Here is a 26636-nt window from a genome sequence, read left to right on the forward strand (position 1 = left end):
AGACTTCACACCCGTGCCGCCAGCGCTGTTTTCTGCGCTGGCCGTTATTCTCACCCGGATCAGCGGCCCGCGTTTTTCATAATCCGGGCTTTATCCAGCTGCCATTCGCGCTCTTTCAAATCCGAACGCTTATCGTGCTGCTGTTTACCTTTGGCAACGCCGATTTTGACCTTACACCAGGCATTCTTCCAGTATAAGGACAGGGCGACGACCGTATAGCCACCGCGGTTGATCTGGCCGTAGAGTGAATCCAGCTCGCGCTGGTTCAGCAGCAGTTTGCGGGTCCGGGTGGGATCGCACACCACATGCGTGGAAGCGACACTCAGCGGCGTGAAGTTTGAACCGAACAGAAATGCCTCCCCGTCTTTGAGGATCACATAGCTGTCACTGATATTTGCCTTCCCGGCGCGCAGGGATTTCACTTCCCAGCCCTGCAGGGAAAGACCAGCCTCAATCTCTTCTTCAATGAAGTATTCATGGCGGGCGCGCTTGTTAAGCGCGATCGTGGCTGAGCCAGGTTTGTGTGCTTTTTTCTTCGTCATAGTGCCGCTCAGTATACGTAATCCGACGGTAATTAGCACCCCATCCCGTGGGGGCTGAAAGACGTTATCTTAGCATGGGGCAGGGGCGGTATAGCACGCTTTGCGCCAGAGTTTTTTGTTTGCAGATGGATAAATGTTATTATTCGCGCGTTGTATGACTCACGGGAATGACTATGCCGCAGATCAGCCGTACCGCACTGGTCCCTTTCAGCGCGGAGCAGATGTATAAGTTAGTGAATGATGTGCAATCTTATCCGCAGTTTTTGCCAGGGTGCGTGGGCTCCCGGGTATTGCATTCTTCGCCAGCCGAGATGACCGCCGCCGTGGATGTATCGAAGGCCGGGATCAGTAAAACATTCACCACACGTAATGTGCTGACCAGTAACCAGAGCATTTTAATGCAGCTGGTAGACGGCCCGTTCCGCTCCCTGGCCGGAGGCTGGAAATTTACCCCGCTAACGTCTGATGCCTGCCGTATTGAGTTCCATCTGGATTTTGAATTTACCAATAAGCTCATTGAGCTGGCTTTTGGCCGGGTGTTCAAAGAGCTGGCCCTGAGTATGGTGCAGGCGTTTACCAGCCGGGCCAAAGAGGTTTACCGTGTCGCCTGAGATCCATGTTGAAGTGATTTATGCCCTGGCGCAGAAGCAGTACCTGCGCAAGGTTACCCTGCCGGAGGGGGCGACCGTAGAAGCGGCTATTCTCGCCTCCGGTATTCCTGAGCTGCGCCCGGAAATTGATCTGGCCAGAAATAAGGTCGGCATCTATAGCCGCCCGGCAAAGCTGACGGATCCGGTACACGAAGGGGACAGGGTTGAGATTTACCGGCCACTGATTGCCGATCCGCGCGCGCTGCGCCGGGAGCGGGCAGAGAAATCAGCCAGAAAATAAGTGCCGTGAATGGCGGGTTCTCATGAAAACAAAAAAGGTGCCACTGGCACCTTTTTTGTTGGTCTGGCGAATCAGTCGCTGCTGTTCTTGCGGCTCAGCGCCGGTTTGTTGGCGATATTGGTCAGAATGCCGTTGCTGTCGAAGGTGAGCGTCAGCGTTTGCTGGGTGACCTTCTCATGGCCTGGCTGCTGGCGGAAGACATAGAACCAGGTGTTGGTGCCGAACGGATCGCTCATCATCGGGGTTCCCAGTGCGTAAGCAACCTGCTGCTGGGTCATGCCCTGGTGAACTTTCGCGATATCTGTGCTGGTCAGGTAGTTACCCTGGTTGATATCAGGACGATAAACCACGCGTTCCAGGGTGGAACAACCCGCAGTCAGCATCAGAAGAGCCGCAACGGCAGCAGTCAGCGTTTTACAGCGCATAGTGATTTTATTCCTTTTCGGGCCCGAGTAAGTTCGTGGCTTATCTATAATATGCTGATGATAATAAACCTTCGCGCAGTTTAAAACCTTCAGACGCTTCACTATGACCGCAGCGGGCGAAAAAAGTTGATGAAAACGCCCGTTAATCGTCACCTGAAATCATGTAAAGATGAATTTTTATACAAATCAGGCCGCCAGTAACTCCCGGGCGTTAGCCAGCGTATTGCGGGTTACCGCGCTGCCGCCCAGTAAGCGGGCCAGCTCCTGCAACCGGGCACGCTTATTCAGTGCCTGCATATGGGTCTCGGTCATTTCACCATCCGTTGTCTTGCTGACAAAGAAATGATGGTGCCCGCAACCGGCCACCTGGGGCAGGTGGGTAACGCACATTACCTGGGTTGATTCGCCAAGCTGGCGCAGCAGCCTGCCGACAACCGCCGCTGTCGGGCCGCTGATCCCTACGTCTACCTCATCGAAAATCAGGGCCGGGGTTTCCATTTTATGGGCCGTGATCACCTGAATCGCCAGCGCAATACGCGACAGCTCACCGCCGGAGGCCACCTTCGCCAGGGGCTGTAACGGCTGACCCGGGTTTGTGGAAACCCGGAACTCAACCCGGTCAGCCCCTTCGGCAGACAGGTGGTTTTCATCAAAGGTGATGGCTATCTCCAGGACACCGTGCGGCATGGCAAGGGCGTGGATGCTTTCGGTGATAAGCCGGCTGAGCTCACTGGCCTGATGATTACGGCACTGGTGCAGCTGGCGGGCAATCGTCAGCGCCTGCTGGTGATGCTGCTCTACAGCGGCGGCCAGGGCATCGGCATCATCGGCCTGGGAGTCCAGCTGGCGCTGCTCCTCCAGCAGGGAGTGGTGCAGGGCAGGGAGGGCCTCCGGCGTGGTCTGGTGCTTGCGGGCCAGGGATATCTGGCGCGAAATGCGCTGCTCCAGCTCATACAGCCGGTTTGGATCCAGATCCAGCCGCTCGCAATAGTGGCGAAGCTCCGTGCTGGCTTCATCAATCTGTATTGCGGCCTCTTCCAGCAGATCCAGCAGGGGGGCGAGCTTATCGTCCATGGAGATCAGCTCGCCAAGGGTCTGGCGCACGCTGTAGAGCTGGCTCTGAATATTGCACTCTTCCGCTTCTGCCAGCACACCCAGCGCCTGCTGGCCCAGTGAAAGCAACTGCCCGCTGTTAGCCAGCAGTTTGTACTCTTCATCAATCTGTTCAAACTCCCCGCTCCGGGGGGCAAATTCATTGAGCTCTTTTAGCTGGTACTGCAGCAGTTCCGCACGGGCGGCCCGCTCCTGAGAAAGCTGCTGATGCCGGGCCAGCTCACGGCAGCTGTGGTGCCATTGCTGGTAGGCGGCGGCCATTGCCGCCAGCAGTTCGCTTTCGCCGGTGTAGCCATCCAGCAGGTGTTTTTGATGTTCGGGCCGGAGTAATAACTGATGGGCATGCTGGCCGTGGATTTGAATTAACTGCTGGCCAAGTTCACGCAACTGAGACAGCGGCACCGCCGTGCCGTTGATAAACCCACGTGAGCGGCCGTCGCTGCTGAGCACCCGGCGTAACAGGCATTCGTTACCGTCATCCAGGGCGTTTTCCTCCAGCCAGCGGCGGGCGGCGGGGGTATCCCGGAGGGAGAAGCGGGCGCAGAGATCGGCGCGTGTGGCGCCCGGGCGGACCATATCCCCTTCCGCCCGGCCACCCAGGCACAGGCCAAGGGCGTCGATAGCGATAGATTTGCCTGCCCCGGTCTCCCCGGTGATTGCCGTCATCCCCTGGTGAAAGTCGATTTCCAGTTCACGAACAATAGCAAAATTTGTGATTGTCAGTTGCGCCAGCATAGCCACCTTCCTGTATATAACAGCAGAACTGTAATTTCATACAGTATATACTGGCTTTATATACAGTAAAGTGGTTAAGGCAATTTTAGAACAATTTTTTAGACCAGCCGAGTTTAGAACTTAATGTATTGAAATAGCTGTAGTCTTTAGGGTGGATAAGGTTCAGGTGGTAATCGCACCGCCGGATGAACACATCGTCCCCCTCCTGAATCGGCAGGGCTATCTGGCTGTCACAGCTGATTTCCAGATCGCTGCGCATATGGGAAAAACGCAGGCGAATGGTGCTGTCGCCGTTGATCACCAGCGGGCGGGCGGACAAGGTATGGGGGAACATCGGCACCAGGGTGATGGCGTCCAGCGACGGGGTGAGGATCGGGCCACCGGCCGAAAGTGAATAGGCCGTTGAACCGGTCGGGGTGGAGATGATCAGGCCATCAGAGCGCTGGGAAAACGCGAAAACTTCGTCAATATAGACTTCAAACTCGATCATATGGGCCACTTTGCCCGGGTGCAGGACCACTTCGTTAATGGCGGTGCTCAGGCAGGTATGGCGATCGTGATGGCGAATTTGCGCCTCCAGCAGGAAGCGGCGCTCAATGATGTAGTGGCCTTCCAGCACATCGGCCAGCTGTTGCTGGGCGTTATCCGGGTCAAGATCGGTCAGAAAGCCCAGGTTGCCGCGGTTGATACCGATAACTTTGATATCATAGCGTGCCAGTACCCGGGCCGCCCCCAGCATGTTGCCATCCCCCCCGACGACCACGGCCAGGTCTGCCTGCTGGCCAATTTCTGCCAGGGTGCCGGTTTTCACATTTTTGAGGCGCAGTTCATGGGCGATTTGTTGCTCAACCATCACCTCATAACCCTGCTCGCTAAGCCAGCGGTATAACATTTCATGTGTTGTTAGTGCAGTTGGGTGACGCGGGTGCCCGACAATACCGATACAATTAAAATGCATGGTCATTATCCAGTGGTCCTTGTGCTGAGCAATTAACGACAATCTGTCAGGTTCTCTTGAAACCCGGCTACTGATCCCCATAATAAGCCAGGTAGCGAGATGAATGCCAAAAGAACGCGGAGAATTTCATGAGTAGTCAAGAACAGAAAGCACCAGAAGAGCAACTCTCTGAGGAGAAACAGGCCATGGAGCAACACGAGGAAGTGGAAGTCGCGGCAGAGAATGCGAACACGGTGGATCCGCGCGACGAACGCATCGCAAACCTCGAAGCTCAACTGGCTGAAGTGCAGCAGCATGAACGCGACGCGTTGCTGCGCGCTAAAGCAGAGATGGAAAACCTGCGCCGTCGTACAGAGCAGGATGTCGAAAAGGCACATAAATTTGCTCTTGAAAAGTTCGTTAACGAACTGCTGCCGGTGATCGACAGTCTGGATCGGGCCCTGGAAGTGGCCGATAAAAATAACCCGGACCTGGCACCGATGGTGGAAGGTATCGAGCTTACCCGCAAATCGATGCTGGATGTGGTGCGTAAATTCGGCGTAGAAGTTGTCGGGGAAGTGAATGAGCCGTTTAACCCGGATGTTCACCAGGCCATTGCGATGGTGGAGTCAGACGAGGTGGCACCCAACCACGTACTGATGGTGATGCAGAAAGGCTATACGCTGAATGGTCGTACTATTCGCGCGGCAATGGTCTCTGTGGCGAAAGCGAAAGCCTGAGCCCGGTAACGCCAGGAACAAAAAGGCCAGTCACTGACTGGCCTTTTGCTTTCTGGTGTCTTAATGCGCGGTGTTTTCTACCGTTTCCCGCAGTGCCCTGACCGGCACCACTTTCACCTGTTTTATCATATTTTCCTGCACATCAAGGATGTCGATATCGTACTGATCAATGCGCACCCGGGTGCCCGGTGCCGGGATATCTTCCAGCGCCTCCAGCAGCATGCCGTTTACGGTGCGCGCTTCGTCTTCCGGCAGGTGCCAGTTAAAGGCTTTGTTAATTTCGCGCACGTTCGCCCCGCCATCAATAATCACGGAGCCGTCGTTTTGTGGCGTGACTTCTTCAGCAAGGCTCGGGGACATTGAGGTGGTGAAATCACCTACGATCTCCTCAAGAATATCCTCCACGGTGACCAGCCCCTGGATATCGCCATATTCATCCACCACCAGGCCCACTTTTTTCTTGTTGCGCTGGAATTTCACCAGTTGGGTACTTAACGGGGTGCCTTCCGGCACAAAGTAGATCTCATCTGCGGCGCGCAGCATCACCTCTTTGGTGAACTCTTTTTTCTCGGTCATCAGCCGGTAGGCTTCACGCACCCGCAGCATGCTGATGGCGTCGTCCAGGGATTCCCGGTACAGCACAATCCGGCCGTGAGGGGAGTGGGTCAGCTGGCGGACAATAGATTTCCAGTCGTCATTAATATCAATCCCGACAATTTCATTACGCGGCACCATAATGTCGTTAACGCTGACATTCTCCAGATCCAGCACCGACAGCAGCATATCCTGGTTGCGGCGCGAGATTTTCGAACGGGATTCATTCACGATGGTGCGCAGCTCTTCTTTGCTGAGGGCAGCACTGACCACGGCATTGGTTTTAATGCCGACCATGCGCATCAGCAGGCGGGTGATCATGTTCAGCAGCCACACCAGCGGCATCATGATTATCTGTAACGGCGCCAGCAGGAAGCTGCTGGGGTAGGCGACTTTTTCCGGGTACAGGGCGGCCACGGTTTTGGGCAGCACTTCAGCAAAAACCAGCACCACAAAGGTCAGCACGCCGGTTGCGATAGCCACGCCCGCATCCCCGTACAGGCGCATACCGACAATGGTCCCCAGGGCGGAGGCCAGAATATTCACCAGGTTGTTACCGATAAGCACCAGGCTAATCAGCCGGTCCGGGGTTTTAAGCAGTTTTTCAACGCGCCTGGCCGCCCGGTTACCCTGTTTTGCCATATGGCGCAGCCGGTAGCGGTTGAGGGTCATCATCCCGGTTTCTGAGCCGGAAAAATACGCGGAGATCACCACCATGATGACCAGGGTGATGATCAACGTGGTGGTCGATATGTGTTCCAAAAGAGTTCCTTACTGTCGCTGATTAGCTGATGAGATATTGCAGGATCCGGCTACCGAAATAGGCCAGCGTTAAAATAATCGCCCCTGCGACGTTAAATCTTACCACCCGGCGCCCGCGCCAGCCTTCATGATAGTGCCCCCACAGCAGGATGACATAAACAAACCATGCCAGGATGGAGAGGATAGCTTTATCAATATTTTCCAGACTGAACAGATTTTTCAGCCAGAACAGGCCGGTACACAGGGTCAGCGTCAGCAGCACCACGCCCACCTGGGTGATATGAAACATTTTACGTTCAATTGTCATTAGTGGGGGCATTTCCGCACTAAATGCGAGTTTTTTATTTTTCAGCTGAAAATCAATCCACGCCAGTTGCAGGGCATACAGGGCCGCAATAATCAGGGTGGCATAGGCAAAGAGCGCAAGGCCAATGTGGATCATCATGCCCGGGGTGGCCTCCAGGTGGGTGATAAACGCATTGGGCATCAGCGTAGCCAGCGCCAGATTGATCACCGCGAAGGCATAAACAATGGGCAGTAATAGCCAGCCCCGGTTGCGGGTAGCGACAATGGTCATCACCGCGCAGATCATCAGGCTGACCAGGGAGCCCACATTCAGCAAGCTCAGGTTCTGCCCGCCAGTGGGCTGGAAAATGCGGGCCTCCAGCGCCAGGGCATGGCTGACCAGCGCCAGCGCGGCAAACAGGATAGCCAGGCGCCGCCAGGCGCTATGCTTGCGCAGCAATCCGGGAATAATGAGCGCCAGGCTTGCTAAGTAAGCAATCAGCGCAATGAGTGCAAAAACAGGCATATTCAGTGTCAGTTTGTCGCCATAAGTGAAGATGCAGTATACCGTCAGGAACCGCCTGCTCCAACCGCCATCGCACTGGGGCAACGGTATGGTATACTCGCTGCATTCTGCTTACTGTCGCTTCGGCGGCCACTGTTATCACCTGGATTAGTGCAATGTTTGATAATTTAACTGACCGCCTGTCGCGCACGCTACGCAATATCAGCGGCCGCGGTCGTCTGACTGAAGACAACATTAAAGATACCCTGCGGGAAGTTCGCATGGCTCTGCTGGAGGCGGATGTCGCGCTGCCGGTGGTGCGTGATTTTATCAGCCGTGTGAAAGAGCAGGCGGTAGGGCATGAAGTTAACAAAAGCCTGACCCCGGGCCAGGAGTTCGTCAAAATTGTCCGCAACGAACTGGTCGCGGCAATGGGGGCGGAAAACAGCAGCCTGAACCTGGCAGCCCAGCCACCCGCCGTGGTGCTGATGGCGGGCCTGCAGGGGGCCGGTAAAACCACCAGCGTTGGTAAGCTGGGTAAATTCCTGCGCGAGAAACATAAAAAGAAAGTGCTGGTCGTCTCTGCGGACGTGTACCGCCCGGCGGCAATCAAACAGCTGGAAACCCTGGCTGAACAGGTCGGGGTCGATTTCTTCCCCTCTGATGTGGGCCAGAAACCGGTCGATATCGTTAAGGCAGCCCTGAAAGAAGCCAAACTGAAATTCTACGACGTGCTTCTGGTGGATACCGCCGGTCGTCTGCACGTTGACGAAGCGATGATGGACGAAATCAAACAGGTTCACGCGGAGATTAATCCGGTAGAAACCCTGTTTGTTGTCGATGCCATGACCGGCCAGGATGCGGCGAATACCGCGAAAGCGTTTAATGAAGCGCTGCCGCTGACAGGGGTCATTCTGACCAAAGTGGACGGTGATGCCCGCGGTGGTGCGGCGCTCTCTATCCGCCATATTACCGGTAAGCCTATCAAGTTCCTCGGCGTGGGTGAAAAAACCGAAGCGCTGGAGCCGTTCCACCCGGACCGTATCGCCTCCCGTATCCTCGGTATGGGCGATGTGCTCTCGCTTATCGAAGATATTGAAAGCAAAGTCGACCGCGCCCAGGCGGAGAAACTGGCCAACAAGCTCAAAAAAGGCGACGGTTTCGATCTCAACGACTTCCTGGAACAGCTCAAACAGATGAAAAATATGGGCGGTATGGCCAGCCTGATGGGCAAACTGCCCGGCATGGGCCAGATCCCCGATAACGTCAAAGCCCAGATGGATGACAAAGTGCTGGTGCGCATGGAGGCGATTATCAACTCCATGACCATGAAAGAGCGCGCCCGTCCGGAAATCATCAAAGGCTCCCGCAAGCGGCGTATTGCCGTTGGCTGCGGGATGCAGGTTCAGGATGTGAACCGCCTGCTCAAGCAGTTCGACGACATGCAGCGCATGATGAAGAAAATGAAAAAAGGCGGTATGGCGAAGATGATGCGAGGGATGAAGGGGATGATGCCGCCGGGTTTTCCCGGGCGCTAATCGGCCTGGCTTGTTTGCCATTCTGGCATTGGGGTGTGCTCGCAATGCTCACGTACTATGTGTACGCTCCGCTTGCTGCGCGCACGCCGCAGCCAGACTGGCATCACCGCCGACGGTCTCGGTTATGGTGCGCCTGGCTTGTTCGCCAGGCAGGCACTGTTACGCTATCGCCTGAGGTTATCTTTATTTTGTTGTTTTCTCGTGTCCGATCGCGGATTGCTATCTGCTGATTGCATTTTCCCCAGAAATCAGTAAAATTTTCGGGCTTTTAATATGACACCGGGCTCCGTTCCTCGATGGGGCCCGGTTGTTTTATTCACACAAGAGGATGTTATGGTAACTATTCGTTTAGCACGTCACGGCGCTAAAAAGCGTCCGTTCTACCAGGTAGTCGTAACCGACAGCCGCAATGCACGTAACGGTCGCTTCATCGAGCGCGTTGGTTTCTTCAACCCGCAGGCCAACGGCCAGGCAGAAGGCACTCGTCTGGATCTGGACCGTATTGAGCACTGGGTTGGCCAGGGCGCAACTATCTCTGATCGCGTATCTGCGCTGATCAAAGAAGCTAAAAAAGCAGCTTAATCTGTCACGGTGGTCATGATGAGCAAGCAACACACCGCACCGATTCCCGCTGACCCGATTATTGTCGGGAAGATGGGGTCGTCTTACGGGATCCGTGGTTGGCTCAGAGTGTTTTCTTCCACTGAAGACGCCGAAAGCATTTTCGATTACCAGCCCTGGTTTATCCAGAAAGCTGGTCAGTGGCAGCAGGTCGAGCTGGAAAGCTGGCGGCACCACAATCAGGATATGATCATCAAGCTGAAAGGCGTTGACGATCGTGATGCAGCGAATCTGCTCACCAATTGCGAAATTGTGGTGGATTCTTCGCAGTTGCCTGGTCTGGAAGAGGGTGACTACTACTGGAAAGACCTTATGGGTTGCCAGGTAGTAACCAGTGAAGGATACGATCTCGGTAAAGTCGTCGATATGATGGAAACCGGATCTAACGACGTTCTCGTCGTGAAGGCAAACCTGAAAGATGCGTTCGGTATCAAGGAGCGGCTGGTTCCGTTCCTCGATGGGCAGGTTATCAAGAAAGTCGATCTCGCTACTCATACCATTGAAGTAGACTGGGATCCTGGTTTTTAAACCTCCGAATTAACGGTAATAAAACGTGCTATGGGGATTGGCTTGTGTTTATTGGTGTAGTTAGCCTGTTTCCTGAGATGTTCCACGCAATTACCGATTACGGGGTAACTGGCCGGGCAGTAAAAAATGGCCTGCTGAGCATCCAGAGCTGGAGTCCGCGTGACTTCACTCACGACAGGCACCGTACAGTGGACGATCGTCCCTATGGCGGTGGCCCCGGGATGCTGATGATGGTGCAGCCCTTGCGGGATGCCATTCACGCAGCGAAAGCAGCGGCAGGTGACGGCGCAAAAGTGATTTATCTTTCACCTCAGGGGCGCAAACTCGATCAAGAGGGCGTTTGTGAGCTGGCAACAAGTCAGAAGCTGATTCTGGTTTGTGGCCGTTACGAGGGTATAGATGAGCGCGTGATTCAGACCGAAATTGATGAAGAATGGTCAATCGGTGACTACGTGCTCAGTGGGGGGGAATTGCCCGCCATGGTGTTGATTGATTCCGTTTCCCGGTTTATTCCCGGGGTGCTGGGTCATGAGGCATCAGCAAGTGAAGATTCATTTGCGGAGGGCTTTCTGGACTGCCCGCATTATACTCGTCCTGAAGTGCTGGAAGGCATGGAAGTACCGGCGGTGTTACTCTCCGGGAATCATGCTGAGATACGTCGCTGGCGGTTGAAACAGTCGCTGGGCCGGACCTGGCTTAGAAGACCTGAACTTCTGGAAAACCTGGCTCTGACTGAAGAGCAAGCAAAGTTGCTGGCGGATTTCAAAAAAGAGTTCGCAGAGCAGCAACATAAACATGATGGGAATGACAATGCCTGAGGGCGTCACCCGTAAAATCAGTTTACCCAGGATAAGAGATTAAATTATGAGCAACATTATTAAGCAACTTGAACAAGAACAGATGAAGCAGGATGTACCTTCCTTCCGTCCGGGCGATACCGTGGAAGTGAAAGTATGGGTTGTTGAAGGTTCTAAAAAACGTCTGCAGGCATTCGAGGGCGTGGTTATCGCTATTCGTAACCGCGGTCTGCACTCTGCATTCACTGTTCGTAAAATTTCCAACGGCGAAGGCGTAGAGCGTGTTTTCCAGACTCACTCTCCGGTTGTTGACTCTATCAATGTCAAACGTCGTGGTGCTGTTCGTAAAGCTAAACTGTACTACCTGCGTGAGCGTACTGGTAAGGCTGCCCGTATCAAAGAGCGTCTTAACTAAGAACGTATTCACGCTACATCCAAAGCGTGTTATAGAACAAGGGGTTAGCCGCAGGCTAACCCCTTTTTTTTGGGGCTCACGGCACCCCGTACCATATGCGTTAAGCGTGCAGCTCTCTTTGCGAAAATAGCCAGAATATCCATTCTGTGACCCGGTAAACATATTAACCCCCTCAGGATATCGCCTGTAAATGCTGTTAACACAGTCAATAGTCGTGTTAATACCCCATGGGCAGAATAAAAATCCCCCCTGGTAGTGATAATCGCCTGAGATTGTCATGAACTTGTCTTATATTATATCTGTGAGTATCTTTTTCTTTTCTATCACATTGTTTTTAATTGCTATTTTTGTGTATTCCTGAGGGCGTTATATATAAACGCCAGTAATTTAATTATCGATTTTTTATGAATTGCCATGGCGCCATAGCCTGATAATTATCCCTCCGTTTTGTTCTTTCTTATAACTATAAAGCGGGATGTTGATTTTGATACGGATAATTCATTTGTGCCGGTTGTCAGGGGCGCTGGTGCTATTTCCCTTCTTTACGGCGGGCGCTAAGGATCTGCCTGCACGGGACCTTTTTAATCAGCAGCAGCAACAAATAGAGGCCCGCCAGTCAGCGCTGGAGGCCTGGCTTGCGCCCCTGGCGCCAGATATTACCGCCGGGATTGCGCCTGCGGATACCGGCAGTGGCCAGTTTGTGACTGAGAGCCCCTGCTTTATGGTGCACGAGGTCGTACTGACCGGGCGCGAGGACTTCCCCTCATGGTTTCCGGCCCGGCGCATTGCCGATACGGGCGCGGGCCACTGCCTGGGGATCCGCGGTATTAACCAACTGATGTCCCGTATTCAGGACAGGATGATAAGCCATGGCTGGGTTACCTCCCGGGTGCTGGCACCGCAGCAGGATCTGCGTAGCGGCAGGCTGACACTGCACTTACTGGCCGGCAGGATCAACAGCATACGCTATGGGCACGGCTCAGATGAGGGGGCAAGCCTCACGGGGGCATTGCCGCTCAGGCCCGGGGAGCGCCTGGATTTACGCGCCATTGAACAGGGGCTGGAAAACCTGCAACGGTTACCCGGCGTCTCTGCCCGGGTGGATATCTCCCCCGCCAGCGCACCCGGTGAGAGCGATATTATCATTACCCGGCAGCAGACGGATCGCTGGCGGCTGAGCAGCTGGATTGACAACACCGGCAGCCAGGCCACTGGCCGTTATCCTGTCGGGGTGGCGCTGGCACTGGATAACCCACTGGCGCTGAGTGATCTGTTCTGGTTATCCGCCAGCCGGGACTCCGGCTTTGCCGGTAAAAAGGGCTCACAAAGCCTGAGCAGCTACTATTCACTGCCGTTCGGTTTCTGGCAGTTCTCTCTTTCGGGCAATGCCAGCACTTACGCCCGGACCCTTACACAGCGTTATGGCGACATCCGTTATTCGGGAAATACCCGCAATTTTAACCTCGGCGTAAGCCGGGTGATCCAGCGTAATGCCACCGGTAAAACCACACTGCGCTACAGCGTGCTGTGGCGGGAAAATCGTAACTATATCAACGATCAGGAAGTGGATGTTCAGCGGCGGCGCACCAGTGCCTGGCAGGCCGGGCTTGATCACCGGCATTTTCTGGGGCCGCTGACGCTGGATGCCGGTATCAGCTGGCAGAGGGGCACCCGCTGGTTTGGTGGTCTTCCGGCTTATGAGACGTATGCCTCCGGGCGCGACTACGCCACCGACAAAAGCAAAATACTGACCTGGCAGGCCACAGCGAGCTGGCCTTTTCAGCTACTGAACCAGTCATTTCATTACCAGGCCAGCTACCTGCGCCAGACCAGTACCACCCCTCTGACGGTGCCGGATCAGTTTGCTATCGGCAACCGCTGGACAGTTCGGGGATTTGACGGCGAACGTTTGCTGAGCGCCAGCAACGGCTGGTATCTGCGCAACACCCTGGCCTGGTCAACACCAGTACCCGGGCAGCAGCTTTACCTGGGGATCGACAGCGGCGGCGTGAGTGGTTACGGGGCTGATCGCCAGGGGCGGCACCTGGCCGGTAGCGCACTGGGGCTGCGGGGAGAGCTCAGCGCGCTGAACCTGCGTTATGACCTCTTTGCCGGGCATCCGCTTTCCAGGCCCGGCAATTTCCCGGCAGATCCGCTGACGTTTGGTTTTTCCGTTGGCTGGCAATACTGAGCGGCCCCTGATTCAGGAGAGAGTGATGAACAGATTATGTTACCGCGTTGTGTTTAATCAGGCCCGCCAGATGCTAATGGTCGCCCCGGAGCTGGCGCGGACAACCGGCAGTCACCAGCCCCGGGGAACCGGGGGCGGTATACCCCATCGCCGGCAGCCGGTGCGCCCGCTGGCGCTGGTGCTCTGGCTGGCGATGGGGTGGGTCAGCGTGCCGGTCAGTGCCAGTACGGTTATCAGCGATCGCACAGCGCCCGGTCACCAGCGCCCGACGGTGCTGGAAACCCGTAACGGTATCCCGCAGATCAATATCCGTACCCCGGACAACCGGGGGCTTTCCCATAATAAATATACGCAGTTTGATATTGATTCGCGGGGGGCCGTACTCAACAACAGCCCCCGGGCGACCACCACCCGGCTGGCCGGGAGTGTCAGTGGTAACCCGTGGCTGGCAAAGGGCAGCGCACGGGTCATCCTCAATGAGGTGACCGGCCGATCCCCCAGCCAGCTTAACGGATTTATAGAAGTGGCGGGGCGGGAGGCGGACGTGATCATCGCCAGCCCCGCCGGGATCACCTGTAACGGCTGCGGGTTTATTAATGCTGCGGGCAGCACGCTGGCGGCGGGGCGCCCCGTGATGAATGCCGGGCAGCTCAGCGGGTTTGAGGTGGATAAAGGGCGCATCGCCATAGAAGGGCGCGGCCTTAATGGCAACGACCAGGCCTGGACCCGGCTGATTGCCCGGGCCGTTGAGGTTAATGCCCGTGTTCAGGCCCGGAGCCTGCAGGTGACAACCGGGCGCAATCAGACCCTGCCAGATGGCGCGGTCAGCCAGGTGGCCGCCGCAGACGATGCCGGTAAACCACGCTTCTCCCTGGATGTTTCCGCCCTGGGGGGAATGTATGCCGGGAAGATTGCACTCACCGGGACCGAAAAAGGTGTCGGGGTGCATAACGCCGGTGAAATAGGGGCTTTCCTGGGGGAGTTACAGCTCAGTGCCGACGGCAAACTGACCAACAAAGGCACGATGTACGCCAGCCAGAACCTGGAGCTACAGACCGCAGGGCTTACGAACCATGGCCTGCTGGGAAGTGACAGCGGGATACAGATAACGAATCGCGGCGATATGGCCAACAGCGGCATGCTGCGCGCAGCGGAGCAGGTGACGGTCAGTAACCGTGGCGCGCTGCGCAGCCAGGGGGAGCACCTCAGCCAGCGCGGGCTGCACATTACGGCAGATTCGCTGGATTTACGCGCCAGCCGCAGCCAGTCGGCCAGCGTGGTGCTCGCGGCCACGCAGGGCGACATCATTGCCGATGAAGCACACATCAGCGCACGACACCTGAGGGTTGCCACCCCGGGTGAGCTCTCGACACAGCGGGGTAATGTCAGCGCGGAGCAGATCGGCATCAGCGCCGGAAAAGGGGTGAATAATGCCGGTGGCCTTATCGTGCAGTCCGGCGCCAGCGAGCTGGCGATAACCACTCCCCACCTGAATAATCACGCCGGATCACTGACCAGCGCGGGCTCTGTGAAACTGGTAACCGGGATGCTTATCAACCAGCACGGGGAGCTGGGATCACATACCGGTAATGTGAGTATCGAAACCGGGCATCTGGCCGGGACTGGCGGCACGATGATTGCGGCGCAGGCGCTGCGGATCTTTGGGGGGGACATTGTTCTGGATAACGCCTTTACCCGTGGCTGGCATATTGATCTTGCGGCCCGCAGCCTGGCACACCAGCAGGGGAAAATGCTGCAGACCGGGGGCGGCGATGCCCTGATCCGGGTGCGTGACGGCCTGAATAACCAGCAGGGCTATATTGTCAGCCTGGGCGGGCTAAAGGCCGAAGGCCAGGAGATTCATAATCAGCAGGGGGTGCTGTCGGCAACGGCGGGCGGGCTGTTCCTGCACGCGGGCCAGCGCTTTAACAATCAGGCCGGAAGAGCAGAAAGCGGCCGGGATCTCACCCTCACGGCCCGCGAGACAGATAACCGCAGCGGAATAATACAAAGTGCCGACGGTGGGGTTATCAGTGGCGGGCAGTTTGATAACAGCGGCGGAAAACTGCTGGCTGCCCGTGGGCCTCTGGTCGCCAGCCTCAGCGGTGGCATAGATAATCAGTCCGGTGTTATCGCCTCCGGCGGAAGTTTTGCGTTACGGGCCGGTGGCGTGAATAACCGGCGCGGGCTGATTCAGGCAGCAGATGCGCTGTTCATTGACAGTGGTAACGGGGCGCTGAATAACACCGACACCCTGGGAACCGGCACCGGTATTCGCGCCGGTGGGGTGCTGGAACTGCACAGCGGTGATACGGACAACCGCGACGGGCTGATTGGCGCAGGCACCTTACTCGCCCGGGCAGGGCGCTGGTATAACCAGGGCGGGGAAGTCATCAGCCGCCACAGCATGGCGCTGCATACCCGCGAATGGATGAATCAGTCAGGCCTGGTCAGTGCCCGGGGCGGCGAGCTGGATATGCATGTGTCCAGCGGGCTGGATAACCAGCGCGGTACGCTGCAAAGTGGTCACGCGCTCCGGGTAAGCGCCGACCGGGCAGACAATACCGGCGGGCGCATGCTGGCTGCCGGTGGTGATATGGCTATCCGGGTTACCCGGGAGTTACATAACCTGAAAGGCACAATTGCCAGCCACGGCAATACCCTGCTGCGGGCCGCCATGCTGGATAATACTGACGGCACGATATTCACCGCTGCCGGTCGCCTTGTCGGGCAGATTGCCGGGCAATTACGCAATCACCACGGGGTGATCGAAAGCAAGGATGACACCGGGCTGAGCGCGGGTATGGTCGATAACCGCGAGGGGGCTCTCCTGTCCGGCGGGGCGCTGCGGATAAGCGCTGTGGATGCTCTGGAAAATCAGCACGGCGATATTGTCGCCGCCCGGGGGCTCAGACTGCTGGCGGAGACACTCAACAACCAGGATGGCGTGATCCAGAGCCACAGTGGAGAGGCGAGCCTTGAGATTAACGGCGATATGACTAACCGCCAGGGCATGATTCTGGGAGAGGGCGTCAGCATCAGCAGCCAGCAACTGGATAACCGGGAAGGTTTACTTCAGGCCTCCCGCCAGCTCAGCATTGACACCCGGGGGCACAGCCTGCAAAACACCGGCAGCCAGACGCCAGACAGCGGGATCCGCAGCGGCGGGGCGCTCACACTCAGTGCGGGGGAACTGGTGAATCAGCAGGGGCTGGTTGCCAGTGCCGGGATCATGGAACTGGCGGGTGATATCCGTAATACAGAAGGGCAAATCCTCAGCCACAGTGACCTGACTGTTCACGGGACGCAGTTAGTGAATCAGCAGGGGCAACTGGTGGCCGGGCGGGATCTGCAGGCCCGTATGGCAGAGCTGAACAATCAGGGCGGCAGCGTACTGGCTGTGGGCAGCGGCCTGCTGGCGGTGGCCCGTCTTATACAGAATACGGGGGGATTTATCCGGGCCGGTGAGTCACTGACACTGAGCAGTGAGCGGATCGAAAACCAGGAAACACGCACCCCCGGCAAAGGTATTGAAGCACAGCACCTGCTGGTGAGTGCCGGAGCGCTCGATAACACCCGTGGCGCACTGCGGGCGGCGGCACAGCTCCGTGCGGAGGTGGCCGGGCGGCTGAATAATACCCTGGGGGTTATCTGGTCCCGGGGGACGATAACGCTGGGGCAGCCAGAGGCTGCGCTGCATCTGGTGAATGACCAGGGGGATGTGGTCTCTGTGGAGGATATGGCGCTGTTTCTGCGCGGGCTGGATGCGGTGGGCCGTATCACCAGCGCCGCCAGCGTTGCGCTGAAGATAACCGGTGCCCTGATCCAGAATGGCACCCTGGCGGCGGGGAAAGACCTTGAGATCCGCAGTGGTGATGTGACCAACAGCGGGCTGATACACGCCGGGCAGCGCCTGGTGCTGAACAGTGATGCGCTGGTCAACCAGCAGGCGGCGGAAATCAGTGCCGGGCAGGCATGGATCTCTGCCAGCCGCCTGCTGAACCTGGGGCTCCTGGATGGCGGGCTGGTCACGCTTATCACCCCCAGCCTGCATAACACCGGCAGCGGGCGGATTTACGGTGATGATGTGGTTATTGACGCCCGCCAGTTACTGAACGATATGTCTGAGGGGACAGCGGCGACCATTGCCGGGCGGCGTAGTGTTTCCATCGCCACTGAGCGGTTGCAAAACCGCGATCACGCGCTGATTTACAGCGAGGGCAGCCTGGTGGTGGGTAACCGGTGGGATGAGCATAGTGGTATCAGCGGCAGGGCTGCCAGCCTGGAAAACCACAGCGCCACCCTTGAGGCGACGGGGCCGGTAGTGCTGGCCGCCGGGGTGATCGATAACCGGGATATTTACCTGGCCGTGACCCGCGAACCACAGCCTGTCGGGGTCTCCGGCTGGATTGATGAGTACCGGTACTGTGCAGGGGATCGCGAACGGGTCAGTTGCCATGGGGGAGATGGCCGGCGCTATGTGATGGAGCCAGACTGGATCAACGGCGAGCGCCGGGCACTGAATCCGGACGGTTCGTTACTGGATAACGGGCGCACAAAGCTGAGACTGGAAGGGGGAAAAAATATCCGCCGCCAGCGTTTCTTCCTGCCGGGGTTTGAGCCCTCCAAACACTTCTGGCAGTACCGTTACCAGGTGCATACTTCAGAAACCCGGGTTCTGCACCGGGATCCCGCACTGATCCGCAGCGGCGGCGATCTTATCCTGCAGGGGAACTTACAGAATCAGAACAGCAGGGTGGTAGCCGGAAACCGCCTGATGGCCCACGGGCAGGTTCACAATCTGGAAACGCAGGGGGAGCGCATCACCACCCAACAGGGGACGACAACCTCCTGGTTTAAGCGCGGGGACTGGCACACCAGCAGTGTCACGTTTGATTACCAGGGAGAGCAACGTCGCGAGATGTTCAGCCTGAACCTGATGCAGTTCACTGATCATGCCGGTGAACATGCCGGGCAGACTGTCGCCAGCCGGGAAGCGCACGGCAATCTGGCACAAATGCCTGCCGGCGGGCAGCAGAGTAGCGCAATACCGGAAAGCGGCCACGGCCCGCAACTGACAGATATTCCGCTGATATCGCCCAGCCATCATGATCCGGCCCTGGCGCAACTGGCCGGTAGTGAACCGCTCAGACCGGCAGAGATATCTGGCGGTACGCCCGTGGTTATTGATGATCAACCGCTGGTGGCGCGCACCGTCAGTGGCCCGGAAACTGTGCCGGACAGCAGCCTTTTTACCCTCAATGCAGGTACGGACAGCAGCTACCTGGTGGAAACCGATCCCCGTTTTACCCGCCAGAAAACCTGGCTCAGCAGTGGTGATATCTATAGCGCGGACCAGCTGAATAAACGGCTCGGGGACGGCTACTATGAGCAAAAGCGGGTTCGCGAGCAGCTGTTGCAGGCCACCGGACAGCGTTTTCTGGCGGGGTATCAGGATGATGAAACTCAGTACCGGGATTTGCTCAACCAGGGGCGGGCCTTTGCTGAGCGCTACGGGATAAAACCCGGCATCGCCCTGACGGCAGAGCAAATGGCACTGCTGACCAGCGACATCGTCTGGATGGTGAACCAGCCTGTCACCCTGCCGGATGGCTCGGTGGAAGTGGTGAGCGTGCCCCGGTTATATGTGCGGGTTAAGCCCGGTGATTTGCAGGGCAACGGCGCGCTGCTTTCCGGGCGGCAGGTGGTGATTAGCGGCGGTGAAGCGCTGGTAAACAGCGGCACAATCCGGGGGCAGGAGATGACCCGAATCCATGGGGATAATCTGCTGAACCAGGGTGTGATCTCCGGCGATCAGGTCACTATTCTGGCCCGCAATAACATTATTAATCAGGGCGGGCAATTACGGGCCACCGAGCGGCTGTGGCTTCAGGCCGGTAATGACATACTCAGCCAGACAGAAAGCCGCCAGCAGGGTAGTGAACGCTGGCTGGATCGCCAGGCCGGGATCTATGTGCAGGGAGAGCGCGGTGAGCTGCATCTTCAGGCCATGCGTGATATCCGGCTGGTGGCCAGCGAGGTTGATAACCGCGGGCAGGCCAGCCAGACCCGGTTACTGGCCGGGCGGGATCTGCATCTGGATTCCGCCACCGAAAGCCACAGCACTGACTACACGCTGAACCGTAAAAACTACGATCGCACGCACGAGACCCGGGAGCAGGGTAGCCGGATCAATGCCGGTGACTCCCTGTGGATGAACGCCGCCCGGGATATGACGCTACACGCGGCGGAGATAGCCAGCGGGGGCCAGCTGACGGCGGTGGCCGGTCGTAACCTGCATCTGGAAAGTGGTGCCGACACCCGGGAACATGCCGGGCGGGCAAAATGGACCTCGGGCGGATTTCTTTCAAAGACGACCCGTGAACATCTCCGTGAGGAGCACCGGGTAACGGCGCGCAGCACCACCCTTTCCGGCGACAGTGTCAGTCTGCAGGCCGGGCAGGATTTACGGCTTGATGGCAGCCATGTGGCGGGCCGTGGGGATGTTTCGCTGGTTGCCGGGCGAGATCTGACGCTGACCACAGCGGATGAAGCCTGGCACCAGAACGATATTCAGCGGCAGAAAAAGTCCGGCCTGACGGGGAATGGCGGCCTGGGCTTTAATGTGGGCTCCGCCAGCCAGAAGCTCACCCGGGATACGGACAGTAATATGAAAAAAGGCAGCGTGGTGGGCAGCAGCGCGGGGGATGTCAGCCTGACGGCCGGAAATACCGTCCGGGTTCACGGCAGTGATCTGGTGGCGGGGCGGGATTTATCCGTTACGGGGGCCGGTATTGCCATCACGGCGGCACAAAACAGCCACACCACCCTGACCCGGACAGAAAGCCACGCCAGCGGGTTTAGCCTGGCGTTGTCCGGCTCTGCCGGTAGCGGGGTGAATACCCTCGTACAGCAGGCCAGAGCCGCGGGGCGTGAGGAAGATCCGCGTCTGGCCGCGCTGCGCGGTATCCAGGCCGCACTGAACGCTGTGCGTACCGGCCAGGGGATCCTTCTGGATCAGGCAGGTAGCAGCCATAACTATATCGGGCTGAGCCTGAGCTACGGCAGCCAGCACTCCCGCGCTGAGCGTAAAACGGAGCAGCTGGTGGCCTCCGGCAGTGCGCTGACGGCGGGGCGGAATATGCTCCTGACGGCGACACAGGGCGATATTCTGGCCCGTGGCGCGACCCTGAATGCGGGCGGTGATGCATCGCTTTATGCCCGGCAGGATCTCCTGCTGGCATCCGCCACAGATAAGCAGACGGTAACCGGTAAAAACAAAAGCCAGGGCAGCAGCGCCGGGCTCGGGGTGGGGGCGGGCCTCAGCGGTACTGTCAGTGTCAGCCGGAGCCGCGGTAATGAAGATGGCACTCAGCTCAGCCATACCGGTACGACGCTGAACAGCGGCGGAAATGTGCAGCTGTTCAGTGGCCGGGATTCCACCCTGACCGGCGCCCGGGTCAGTGGCGGGCGGATCCTGGCGGAGGTGGGGCGGGATCTCACCCTTGCCAGCCAGCAGGACAGCGAGCGTTATGACAGCAGACAGCAGAGCCACAGTGCCGGGGGCAGTGTGTCTTCCGGGGGCGGCGCTGCCGGTGTCAGCGCAACGAATACCCGGCTGCACAGCCGTTATCAGGCCGTGCAGCAGCAGAGCGGTCTGTTTGCCGGTGAGGGGGGATTTGATATTACGGTGGGCAATCATACGCAACTGAACGGGGCGGTAATCGGCTCTGATGCCACGGCAGATAAAAACCGGCTGGAGAGCGGCACGCTGGGGTTCAGCGATCTGCGCAACCGTGCAGAATTTACGGCGCAGCAGCAGAGTGCCGGTATCAGTACCGGCGGCAGTCTGGGCGGGCTGTTTCTGGGCAATATGGCCAGTACCCTGCTGGCCGGGGTGAACCATCACGGCACTGCCGGTTCATCTACTCAGGCGGCGGTATCTGAGGGGCAGATACTTATCCGGGATCCGGGTGCGCAGCAGCAGGATCTTAACCTGCTGAGCCGTGATGTGAGCGGGGCTCACCGGTCGCCGGGCCGGATCTTTGACGGTGCGGCAGAGCAGCGGCGGCTGCAGCAGGCGCAGTTGCTGGCGGAGACTGGTGTGCAGGCCGGAGATATCGCCCGGACTCAGGGGGAGATCAACGGGCTGAAAGCGGCGCAGGCGCAGTATCCCGGCTACACGCCGGAGCAGTTGCGTGATACGGCGATTTATAAAGCTGAGGTGCAGAAATACGGTACGGGCAGCGCTATCCAGCAGGGTATACAGGCGGCCACGGCAGCGATACAGGGGCTGGCAGGGGGGAACCTGGCTCAGGCGCTGACCGGGGCGGGGGCACCGTATCTGGCTTCTCAAATCCACCGGCTGGCACCGGACGAGGCCGCACGGGCGATGGCGCATGCGGTGGTGGGGGCGGTAACGGCGTATGCGGCAGGTAATCCGGCGCTGGCGGGGGCTACCGGCGCGGTCAGCGGGGAGCTGATGGCACAGTGGGTGATGAGCCAGCTGTATCCGGGCCGGGGGGTCAGTGAGCTGACAGAAACGGAGCGGCAGACGGTCAGCGTGCTGGGTACGCTGGCGGCGGGCCTGGCTGGAGGCGTTTCCGGAGGCGGTAGCGTATCTGCCCTGGCAGGGGCAGAGGCAGGAAGGAATGCGGCGGAGAATAATAACCTGCACTTGCCATCCGGGATGATGAATTACGGTCAGGCGGTAGCGTCATGGAACCAGTACGCGCAGGACAATAATCTGACAATGGAACAAAAACAGGCCGGGCTGGAGCAACTGGCGAGAGGTGATTTGCCGGAAGGGATGAATATTGCGAAAGCCATTGTTGAAGGCTACCAAGATGGAGTGATGATTGCAGGAGCATGGTATCTTGGGCCTGCGGCATCAGTCGGTAAGGTGATTGGTGGTGGAGTTATTGCTGAAATAGCCAACGGAAGCTACCAGTGGTTTGATCTGAGCCTGCCAGGTAATGGAAATAAAAACTGGGACTGGAAGAGCAGTGCCAGCGCAGGCATTGCAGGTATGCTTGCACCGGGAAGGACTATTGGACAAAACGTCGGAATTGCGGCTGGTAGCGCATTTTTCACCGATGGACCGGATACAGGATCTATTGGAGGGGCAGCGGCTGGAGCATGGGCCGGTGGACTGTTCGGGGAATATGCGCCAGGCATTGTAAATTCATTAACAGGTAAAGAAGTGCCTGGTTTTGTTTATGATTATTGGGGCAATGTCGCTTCAGAATTCTCATCTGGACTAATTAAAGATCTTAATAAACCCAAAGGGTCTACTGAGGAGAAAAAACAATGAAGCAACTATACGGTTATGTAATGTTATTTATTTATAGTTGCTTGTTTTCCATATTGATGCTGTTGTTTTTAGGTGGAATAATTTCTATTTTTTACTTTTTAAAAGGAAATGGATTTAATTTCCCAATAGATCAATTAAAAAGGGCTATTGTTTTCGGTTGTATAGCAGGATCTGCGATCACTTTGGCCACAATAGTCTTTAATCTGATAGACAAATATAGCACTCATAAAAGGCCACCTTCAGATTCTGAGTAAATTTAGCCGCAACCCCCATCTGTGTAGTGGGGATGTTTAAAACTAAATATTATAGCCATGCTATAAATGAAATGTGGGGCAAAAATGAAATGTATAAACTGTAAAACTTCAGAAGCAAATAAAGAGTCGGGATTGTGTGATGCCTGTGAAAATGAGGAATTAAGTAAAATTAATGGACTATTATATTTTCCTGCTCTGGGACTTATCCTGGGTGTTATTCGTATTGCTATTGAGCTTTACAGTTTTACCATAGCTGCATTCAATTATTTTAATGAAACTGGATTTTTGTCTTATTACGCTATGGGGGTATTCGTGTTGCTGATATGTGGGTTTATTGTTTCCATTTATGCGGCGTGGCTGTTTTTTAGACGCAAAAAAGGAACTCGAAAAGCCATGATAGCTTATTATGTAACCGGACTGATTATTGCTCTCTATCTTACTGTATTACCGGCTATTATTTTTGACGTACAGCAGGATTCAGATAATATCATATTATTAATGAGTGGAGTATTTGGTGTTGTTATATGGATACCTTATTTTATTTTTTCCAAAAGAATTAATATGGTTTTTTGTCGGTAGCCATAGTTAATTGATGAATTTGTTGTTGAGAAAAATAACCTGGATAATGTTCTCGTGGCTGAAAATAAGCATAGGCCCGATACAGCGAATTACGAATCCGGCACGTATAAAGCGATTAAAGAAGCCTGTAGCGGGAATACACCGGATCCTGGCAGACAGTAGTGGTAGCGATGGTATGGACGAGCAGCGCACCGAGCCTGGCGGGGAGCAGGCTCCCGTGTAGCGAGGAGCATGACAACCAAAAAAAGGCCGGCACAGGCCAGCCTCTTAAGGGGTGAGAACCTCGCGCTGGGCCGCGGTTACGGTGCGCTGATAACAATCGCCACCCGGCGGTTTTCGGCGCGCCCGGCGCTGGTACTGTTGCTGGCAACCGGATCTTTCTTGCCCAGCCCGCGGGTGGTCAGGTTGCTGCGCGGGATCCCGGCGCCCTGGGCCCAGGTGTCTGCTACCGCGTTGGCGCGTTTCAGGGATAAATCCACATTGTAATTATCTTCGCCATAGTTATCGGTGTGGCCATCCATACGGGCGTGTTTCAGGCCAGTGTCGGCCAGGTGCCGGGCCATGGTGGCTATCTTCTGCTGGCTATCCTGGCGCAGCTTAAACTGGTTAGAGTCAAACAGAACTTTATCCGTTAACCCCAGCGTCCAGTCGCTGTCTTTTTCAGTAAATCCATAGGACTGCATGGCGGCGATTTGCTGAGTGCTGAACTTTCCCTGTGGTGCGCTCTGGCAACCGCTCAGTGCCAGAACCGAAGCAAGCGCCAGTGCGCTGTAGTGGATAACTTTCATGTTTTTTTCCTGTTAAAACGTATGATGACGATGCTTTTTCTCACGGTACATGCGTTGATCTGCCAGTTCCATCAGAGATTTTGGCGTAGTGTGTAGATCTGCCATAGCAAAGCCGATACTGAGTGTCATGGTGATATAGTGACCATCTTTAAAGGGCATCGGATGATGTATATGTTTGCGCAGCTCCTGAATAACCTGCTGCACATCCTCTTCCCGCCGGATGTCCGGTAAGATCATGGCAAACTCATCCCCGCCGAGCCGGTAAACCGAATGGGGCGTGAAATCAAAGGAACGCAAACGGGTCGCCAGCTCAGTCAGCACCCGGTCACCGGCCGCGTGCCCCCAGGTATCATTGATCTGTTTAAAATTGTCGGTATCCATAAACAGCATGGCGGTTTTAACCCGCTGCTGTGGGTTGTTCAGTAGCCGGGTCAGCATGTTGTTAAACGATGCCCGGTTTTTCAGCCCGGTGAGCGCATCGCGCATGGCGCTTTTCCTCAGCGAGGCGTTACGCTGCCTGAGCTGTTTCTGCCAGCTTTCCATATCGCTCAGCAGGCTATTCAGATCCTGGCCAAAACGGTGAAATTCGGCAATACCATCAGGCTCAACCCGGCGATCAAAATTGCGGTTGGTACGCACATCATGCACGACACCGGTCATGTTCTTCAGGGTGTTCACCAGTCCCTGGTTAAGGCGATTAGTAATCGCGACCGCGATAAACGAGGCCAGAACCAGGCACAGGGTTAATACCCCCAGCGATAACCAGATAAAGTGGATAATAACGCTGTTGCTGCCGGTCAGATACAGGCTGCCAAGGTTAACGCCGTTATGCTGAACCGGCAGCGGTACAGGGGCCGGGTAGAGCCAGCTGTTAACCATCCGCTCAACGATGTTTTCATCGTGAGTGTTTTTCCTCTCCCAGCGCGTCAGCTCGTGGTTCCCGGGATCAAACAGCACGGCACGGTAAAACTGCCCCCGGTGCCCGAGGGTTGTCAGCGTATCGTGGGCGGCCTGGATATCATGAAAGACCAGCGGCGCCTCAAGGCTCTGGCTGATAGACGCGCCGGAAAGCCGCAGGTTGCTCTGGGCGTATTGCTTCAGGGTCACCATGGATGCTACCGACAGCAGTAACCAGAGAATCGTCATCGTGATAATGATGCTGATTACGCTGGTTTTGCGCAGTGTCTTCTTTAATGTGGGGCGTCGTATTACCCGGGCTTTATTTTTATTCATCGTTGTTTTTCCGGGCGCGGGCCAGCATTAATACATCCGGGCTGACCCTGACGCCGCTGCGCGACAGTGAATCAAGGTTGACGGAAAAACTGATCTTCTTATCCGTGATATTCAGGCAAAAAACGCTGCCTGCTGAACAATCGGGGTTTTGCTCGGCAATATAAAGCTGAGGTTTGCCATGGTACTGCTCTCTCAGCGCTATTTGCTGCTGCACACTCTCGTGACCGAAATAAACCGCGTCACAATTCTCCCGGAGTGCCTGATCGGTATTCGCCACAATCACGGGCGTAAATACGGGCCTGTTTTGTTCCCGGGCCAGCTGGCTGGCTGAGGTGGCGCTCGAAAAAATACACAATCTGGGCAGGCCATTTAACTGTGGCCAGCGGGTGTAGCTAATGATCCCGTTAACAATAGAGTTAACCGGGCTTAATGCTACCTCTGAGGGAGACTCTTCCCCCGGGCTGCGGGCAGGAAGCAGGAGCGCAGAGACGCCAAGCGCAAGGAGCATGCCCTTGCGCCAGTATAAAATGCTACCGGTAAAGCCCCTTTTTTTCACCTGTTATCCTGTTATTTCGCGACGGCCCGGGATTTTATCATTTCAGTGTCCCGGGTGTCATTATATCGGCCAGGGCTTATATTTTGTTGCGCGGCCAGATGGTCGTGGCTATTGCTGGAAGCGGCTTTTTTGTTGTGTAAAATTATTTGTACACTGTGTCGAGTGGGGTGTCATGCAATACATCCCGCTATATTTCAGATGCGTTGACTGGAATACTGCGGGTGTAAATTAAAATTTACGGATTGCGGATTGATTTCTTTACTGTCTCTGGTAAGGTATATCCCACCTGATACA

At 56.4% G+C, this 26636-nt stretch carries 20 protein-coding genes; 11 read left to right on the plus strand and 9 right to left on the minus strand.

Going from position 1 to position 26636, the window contains the following annotated elements; translation table 11 throughout:
* Positions 1 to 59: 59 nt before the first annotated feature.
* Positions 60 to 542: an SsrA-binding protein SmpB gene (smpB, locus tag EBL_RS04505; protein ID WP_002444322.1), complete on the minus strand. Its 483-nt coding sequence runs from the start codon at positions 540 to 542 to the stop codon at positions 60 to 62.
* Positions 543 to 715: 173 nt separating this feature from the next.
* Between smpB and EBL_RS04510 the strand changes: the two genes are divergently transcribed.
* A complete protein-coding gene (locus tag EBL_RS04510) occupies positions 716 to 1153 on the plus strand; it encodes a type II toxin-antitoxin system RatA family toxin (protein WP_014715868.1) in 438 nt (145 codons plus the stop codon).
* Entirely contained in the window at positions 1143 to 1433 is a 291-nt protein-coding gene (locus EBL_RS04515) for an RnfH family protein (RefSeq protein WP_002444318.1), read from the plus strand. Before EBL_RS04510 ends, EBL_RS04515 begins: the two co-directional genes overlap by 11 nt.
* A 71-nt stretch (positions 1434 to 1504) precedes the next feature.
* Here EBL_RS04515 and bamE read toward each other — a convergent pair whose 3' ends face one another.
* The 3 genes from bamE to nadK all read right to left on the minus strand — a co-directional run bounded on the left by bamE (position 1505) and on the right by nadK (position 4670).
* A complete protein-coding gene (gene bamE, locus EBL_RS04520; RefSeq protein WP_002444315.1) occupies positions 1505 to 1858 on the minus strand; it encodes an outer membrane protein assembly factor BamE in 354 nt (117 codons plus the stop codon).
* A gap of 186 nt (positions 1859 to 2044) precedes the next feature.
* Positions 2045 to 3706, minus strand: coding sequence for a DNA repair protein RecN (gene recN, locus EBL_RS04525; protein WP_002444313.1), 1662 nt, complete (start codon positions 3704 to 3706; stop codon positions 2045 to 2047).
* 85 nt (positions 3707 to 3791) lie between these two features.
* Complete coding sequence (gene nadK, locus EBL_RS04530; protein WP_002444311.1) at positions 3792 to 4670, minus strand: NAD(+) kinase; 879 nt, start codon at positions 4668 to 4670, stop codon at positions 3792 to 3794.
* 122 nt (positions 4671 to 4792) lie between these two features.
* Between nadK and grpE the strand changes: the two genes are divergently transcribed.
* The gene (grpE, locus tag EBL_RS04535) at positions 4793 to 5383 is read left to right on the plus strand and encodes a nucleotide exchange factor GrpE (protein WP_002444309.1); all 591 of its coding nucleotides are present in this window, start codon (positions 4793 to 4795) and stop codon (positions 5381 to 5383) included.
* 60 nt (positions 5384 to 5443) lie between these two features.
* Here grpE and EBL_RS04540 read toward each other — a convergent pair whose 3' ends face one another.
* Both EBL_RS04540 and EBL_RS04545 read right to left on the minus strand, forming a co-directional pair.
* Complete coding sequence (locus EBL_RS04540; protein WP_002444306.1) at positions 5444 to 6739, minus strand: HlyC/CorC family transporter; 1296 nt, start codon at positions 6737 to 6739, stop codon at positions 5444 to 5446.
* A 22-nt stretch (positions 6740 to 6761) separates the two neighbouring features.
* Positions 6762 to 7550 (minus strand): cytochrome C assembly family protein, encoded by a 789-nt coding sequence (locus tag EBL_RS04545; protein WP_002444304.1) that lies wholly within the window; start codon positions 7548 to 7550, stop codon positions 6762 to 6764.
* A 155-nt stretch (positions 7551 to 7705) separates the two neighbouring features.
* Between EBL_RS04545 and ffh the strand changes: the two genes are divergently transcribed.
* The 8 genes from ffh to EBL_RS04585 all read left to right on the plus strand — a co-directional run bounded on the left by ffh (position 7706) and on the right by EBL_RS04585 (position 23765).
* Positions 7706 to 9067: a signal recognition particle protein gene (gene ffh / locus EBL_RS04550; protein ID WP_002444302.1), complete on the plus strand. Its 1362-nt coding sequence runs from the start codon at positions 7706 to 7708 to the stop codon at positions 9065 to 9067.
* 333 nt (positions 9068 to 9400) lie between these two features.
* Positions 9401 to 9649 (plus strand): 30S ribosomal protein S16, encoded by a 249-nt coding sequence (gene rpsP, locus EBL_RS04555; RefSeq protein ID WP_002444300.1) that lies wholly within the window; start codon positions 9401 to 9403, stop codon positions 9647 to 9649.
* Between the two features lie 18 nt (positions 9650 to 9667).
* Positions 9668 to 10216, plus strand: coding sequence for a ribosome maturation factor RimM (rimM, locus tag EBL_RS04560; protein ID WP_002444298.1), 549 nt, complete (start codon positions 9668 to 9670; stop codon positions 10214 to 10216).
* A 44-nt stretch (positions 10217 to 10260) separates the two neighbouring features.
* The gene (trmD, locus tag EBL_RS04565) at positions 10261 to 11034 is read left to right on the plus strand and encodes a tRNA (guanosine(37)-N1)-methyltransferase TrmD (RefSeq protein WP_002444297.1); all 774 of its coding nucleotides are present in this window, start codon (positions 10261 to 10263) and stop codon (positions 11032 to 11034) included.
* A 46-nt stretch (positions 11035 to 11080) separates the two neighbouring features.
* Positions 11081 to 11428 carry a 50S ribosomal protein L19 gene (gene rplS / locus EBL_RS04570; RefSeq protein ID WP_002444295.1) on the plus strand — a complete coding sequence of 116 codons (348 nt, stop codon included), beginning with the start codon at positions 11081 to 11083 and terminating at the stop codon, positions 11426 to 11428.
* Positions 11429 to 11903: 475 nt separating this feature from the next.
* Positions 11904 to 13619 (plus strand): ShlB/FhaC/HecB family hemolysin secretion/activation protein, encoded by a 1716-nt coding sequence (locus EBL_RS04575; RefSeq protein ID WP_002444293.1) that lies wholly within the window; start codon positions 11904 to 11906, stop codon positions 13617 to 13619.
* 25 nt (positions 13620 to 13644) lie between these two features.
* Positions 13645 to 22932, plus strand: coding sequence for a two-partner secretion domain-containing protein (locus EBL_RS04580; RefSeq protein ID WP_014715870.1), 9288 nt, complete (start codon positions 13645 to 13647; stop codon positions 22930 to 22932).
* A 338-nt stretch (positions 22933 to 23270) separates the two neighbouring features.
* Complete coding sequence (locus tag EBL_RS04585; protein WP_002445498.1) at positions 23271 to 23765, plus strand: DUF2569 domain-containing protein; 495 nt, start codon at positions 23271 to 23273, stop codon at positions 23763 to 23765.
* Between the two features lie 299 nt (positions 23766 to 24064).
* Here EBL_RS04585 and EBL_RS04590 read toward each other — a convergent pair whose 3' ends face one another.
* From EBL_RS04590 to yfiR, 3 genes are read right to left on the minus strand one after another with little or no spacing between them, the layout of a single operon-like run.
* The gene (locus tag EBL_RS04590) at positions 24065 to 24553 is read right to left on the minus strand and encodes an OmpA family protein (RefSeq protein WP_002445496.1); all 489 of its coding nucleotides are present in this window, start codon (positions 24551 to 24553) and stop codon (positions 24065 to 24067) included.
* A 12-nt stretch (positions 24554 to 24565) separates the two neighbouring features.
* Complete coding sequence (gene dgcN, locus EBL_RS04595) at positions 24566 to 25786, minus strand: diguanylate cyclase DgcN/YfiN (protein ID WP_002445495.1); 1221 nt, start codon at positions 25784 to 25786, stop codon at positions 24566 to 24568.
* Entirely contained in the window at positions 25779 to 26342 is a 564-nt protein-coding gene (gene yfiR / locus EBL_RS04600) for a regulatory sequestration protein YfiR (RefSeq protein WP_002445493.1), read from the minus strand. Before yfiR ends, dgcN begins: the two co-directional genes overlap by 8 nt.
* Positions 26343 to 26636 lie beyond the last annotated feature (294 nt).

It is taken from the genome of Shimwellia blattae DSM 4481 = NBRC 105725 (assembly GCF_000262305.1).
In the GTDB taxonomy this organism is placed as follows: domain Bacteria; phylum Pseudomonadota; class Gammaproteobacteria; order Enterobacterales; family Enterobacteriaceae; genus Shimwellia; species Shimwellia blattae.

Coding starts and splice junctions, on each gene's coding strand:
- EBL_RS04545 (WP_002444304.1), bottom strand. CDS start 7,550: ATGCCTGTTTTTGCACTCATTGCGCTGATTGCTTACTTAGCAAGCCTG.
- grpE (WP_002444309.1), top strand. CDS start 4,793: ATGAGTAGTCAAGAACAGAAAGCACCAGAAGAGCAACTCTCTGAGGAG.
- rimM (WP_002444298.1), top strand. CDS start 9,668: ATGAGCAAGCAACACACCGCACCGATTCCCGCTGACCCGATTATTGTC.
- rplS (WP_002444295.1), top strand. CDS start 11,081: ATGAGCAACATTATTAAGCAACTTGAACAAGAACAGATGAAGCAGGAT.
- recN (WP_002444313.1), bottom strand. CDS start 3,706: ATGCTGGCGCAACTGACAATCACAAATTTTGCTATTGTTCGTGAACTG.
- smpB (WP_002444322.1), bottom strand. CDS start 542: ATGACGAAGAAAAAAGCACACAAACCTGGCTCAGCCACGATCGCGCTT.
- bamE (WP_002444315.1), bottom strand. CDS start 1,858: ATGCGCTGTAAAACGCTGACTGCTGCCGTTGCGGCTCTTCTGATGCTG.
- nadK (WP_002444311.1), bottom strand. CDS start 4,670: ATGACCATGCATTTTAATTGTATCGGTATTGTCGGGCACCCGCGTCAC.
- ffh (WP_002444302.1), top strand. CDS start 7,706: ATGTTTGATAATTTAACTGACCGCCTGTCGCGCACGCTACGCAATATC.
- dgcN (WP_002445495.1), bottom strand. CDS start 25,786: ATGAATAAAAATAAAGCCCGGGTAATACGACGCCCCACATTAAAGAAG.
- EBL_RS04580 (WP_014715870.1), top strand. CDS start 13,645: ATGAACAGATTATGTTACCGCGTTGTGTTTAATCAGGCCCGCCAGATG.
- rpsP (WP_002444300.1), top strand. CDS start 9,401: ATGGTAACTATTCGTTTAGCACGTCACGGCGCTAAAAAGCGTCCGTTC.
- EBL_RS04590 (WP_002445496.1), bottom strand. CDS start 24,553: ATGAAAGTTATCCACTACAGCGCACTGGCGCTTGCTTCGGTTCTGGCA.
- EBL_RS04585 (WP_002445498.1), top strand. CDS start 23,271: ATGAAATGTATAAACTGTAAAACTTCAGAAGCAAATAAAGAGTCGGGA.
- EBL_RS04575 (WP_002444293.1), top strand. CDS start 11,904: ATGTTGATTTTGATACGGATAATTCATTTGTGCCGGTTGTCAGGGGCG.
- EBL_RS04510 (WP_014715868.1), top strand. CDS start 716: ATGCCGCAGATCAGCCGTACCGCACTGGTCCCTTTCAGCGCGGAGCAG.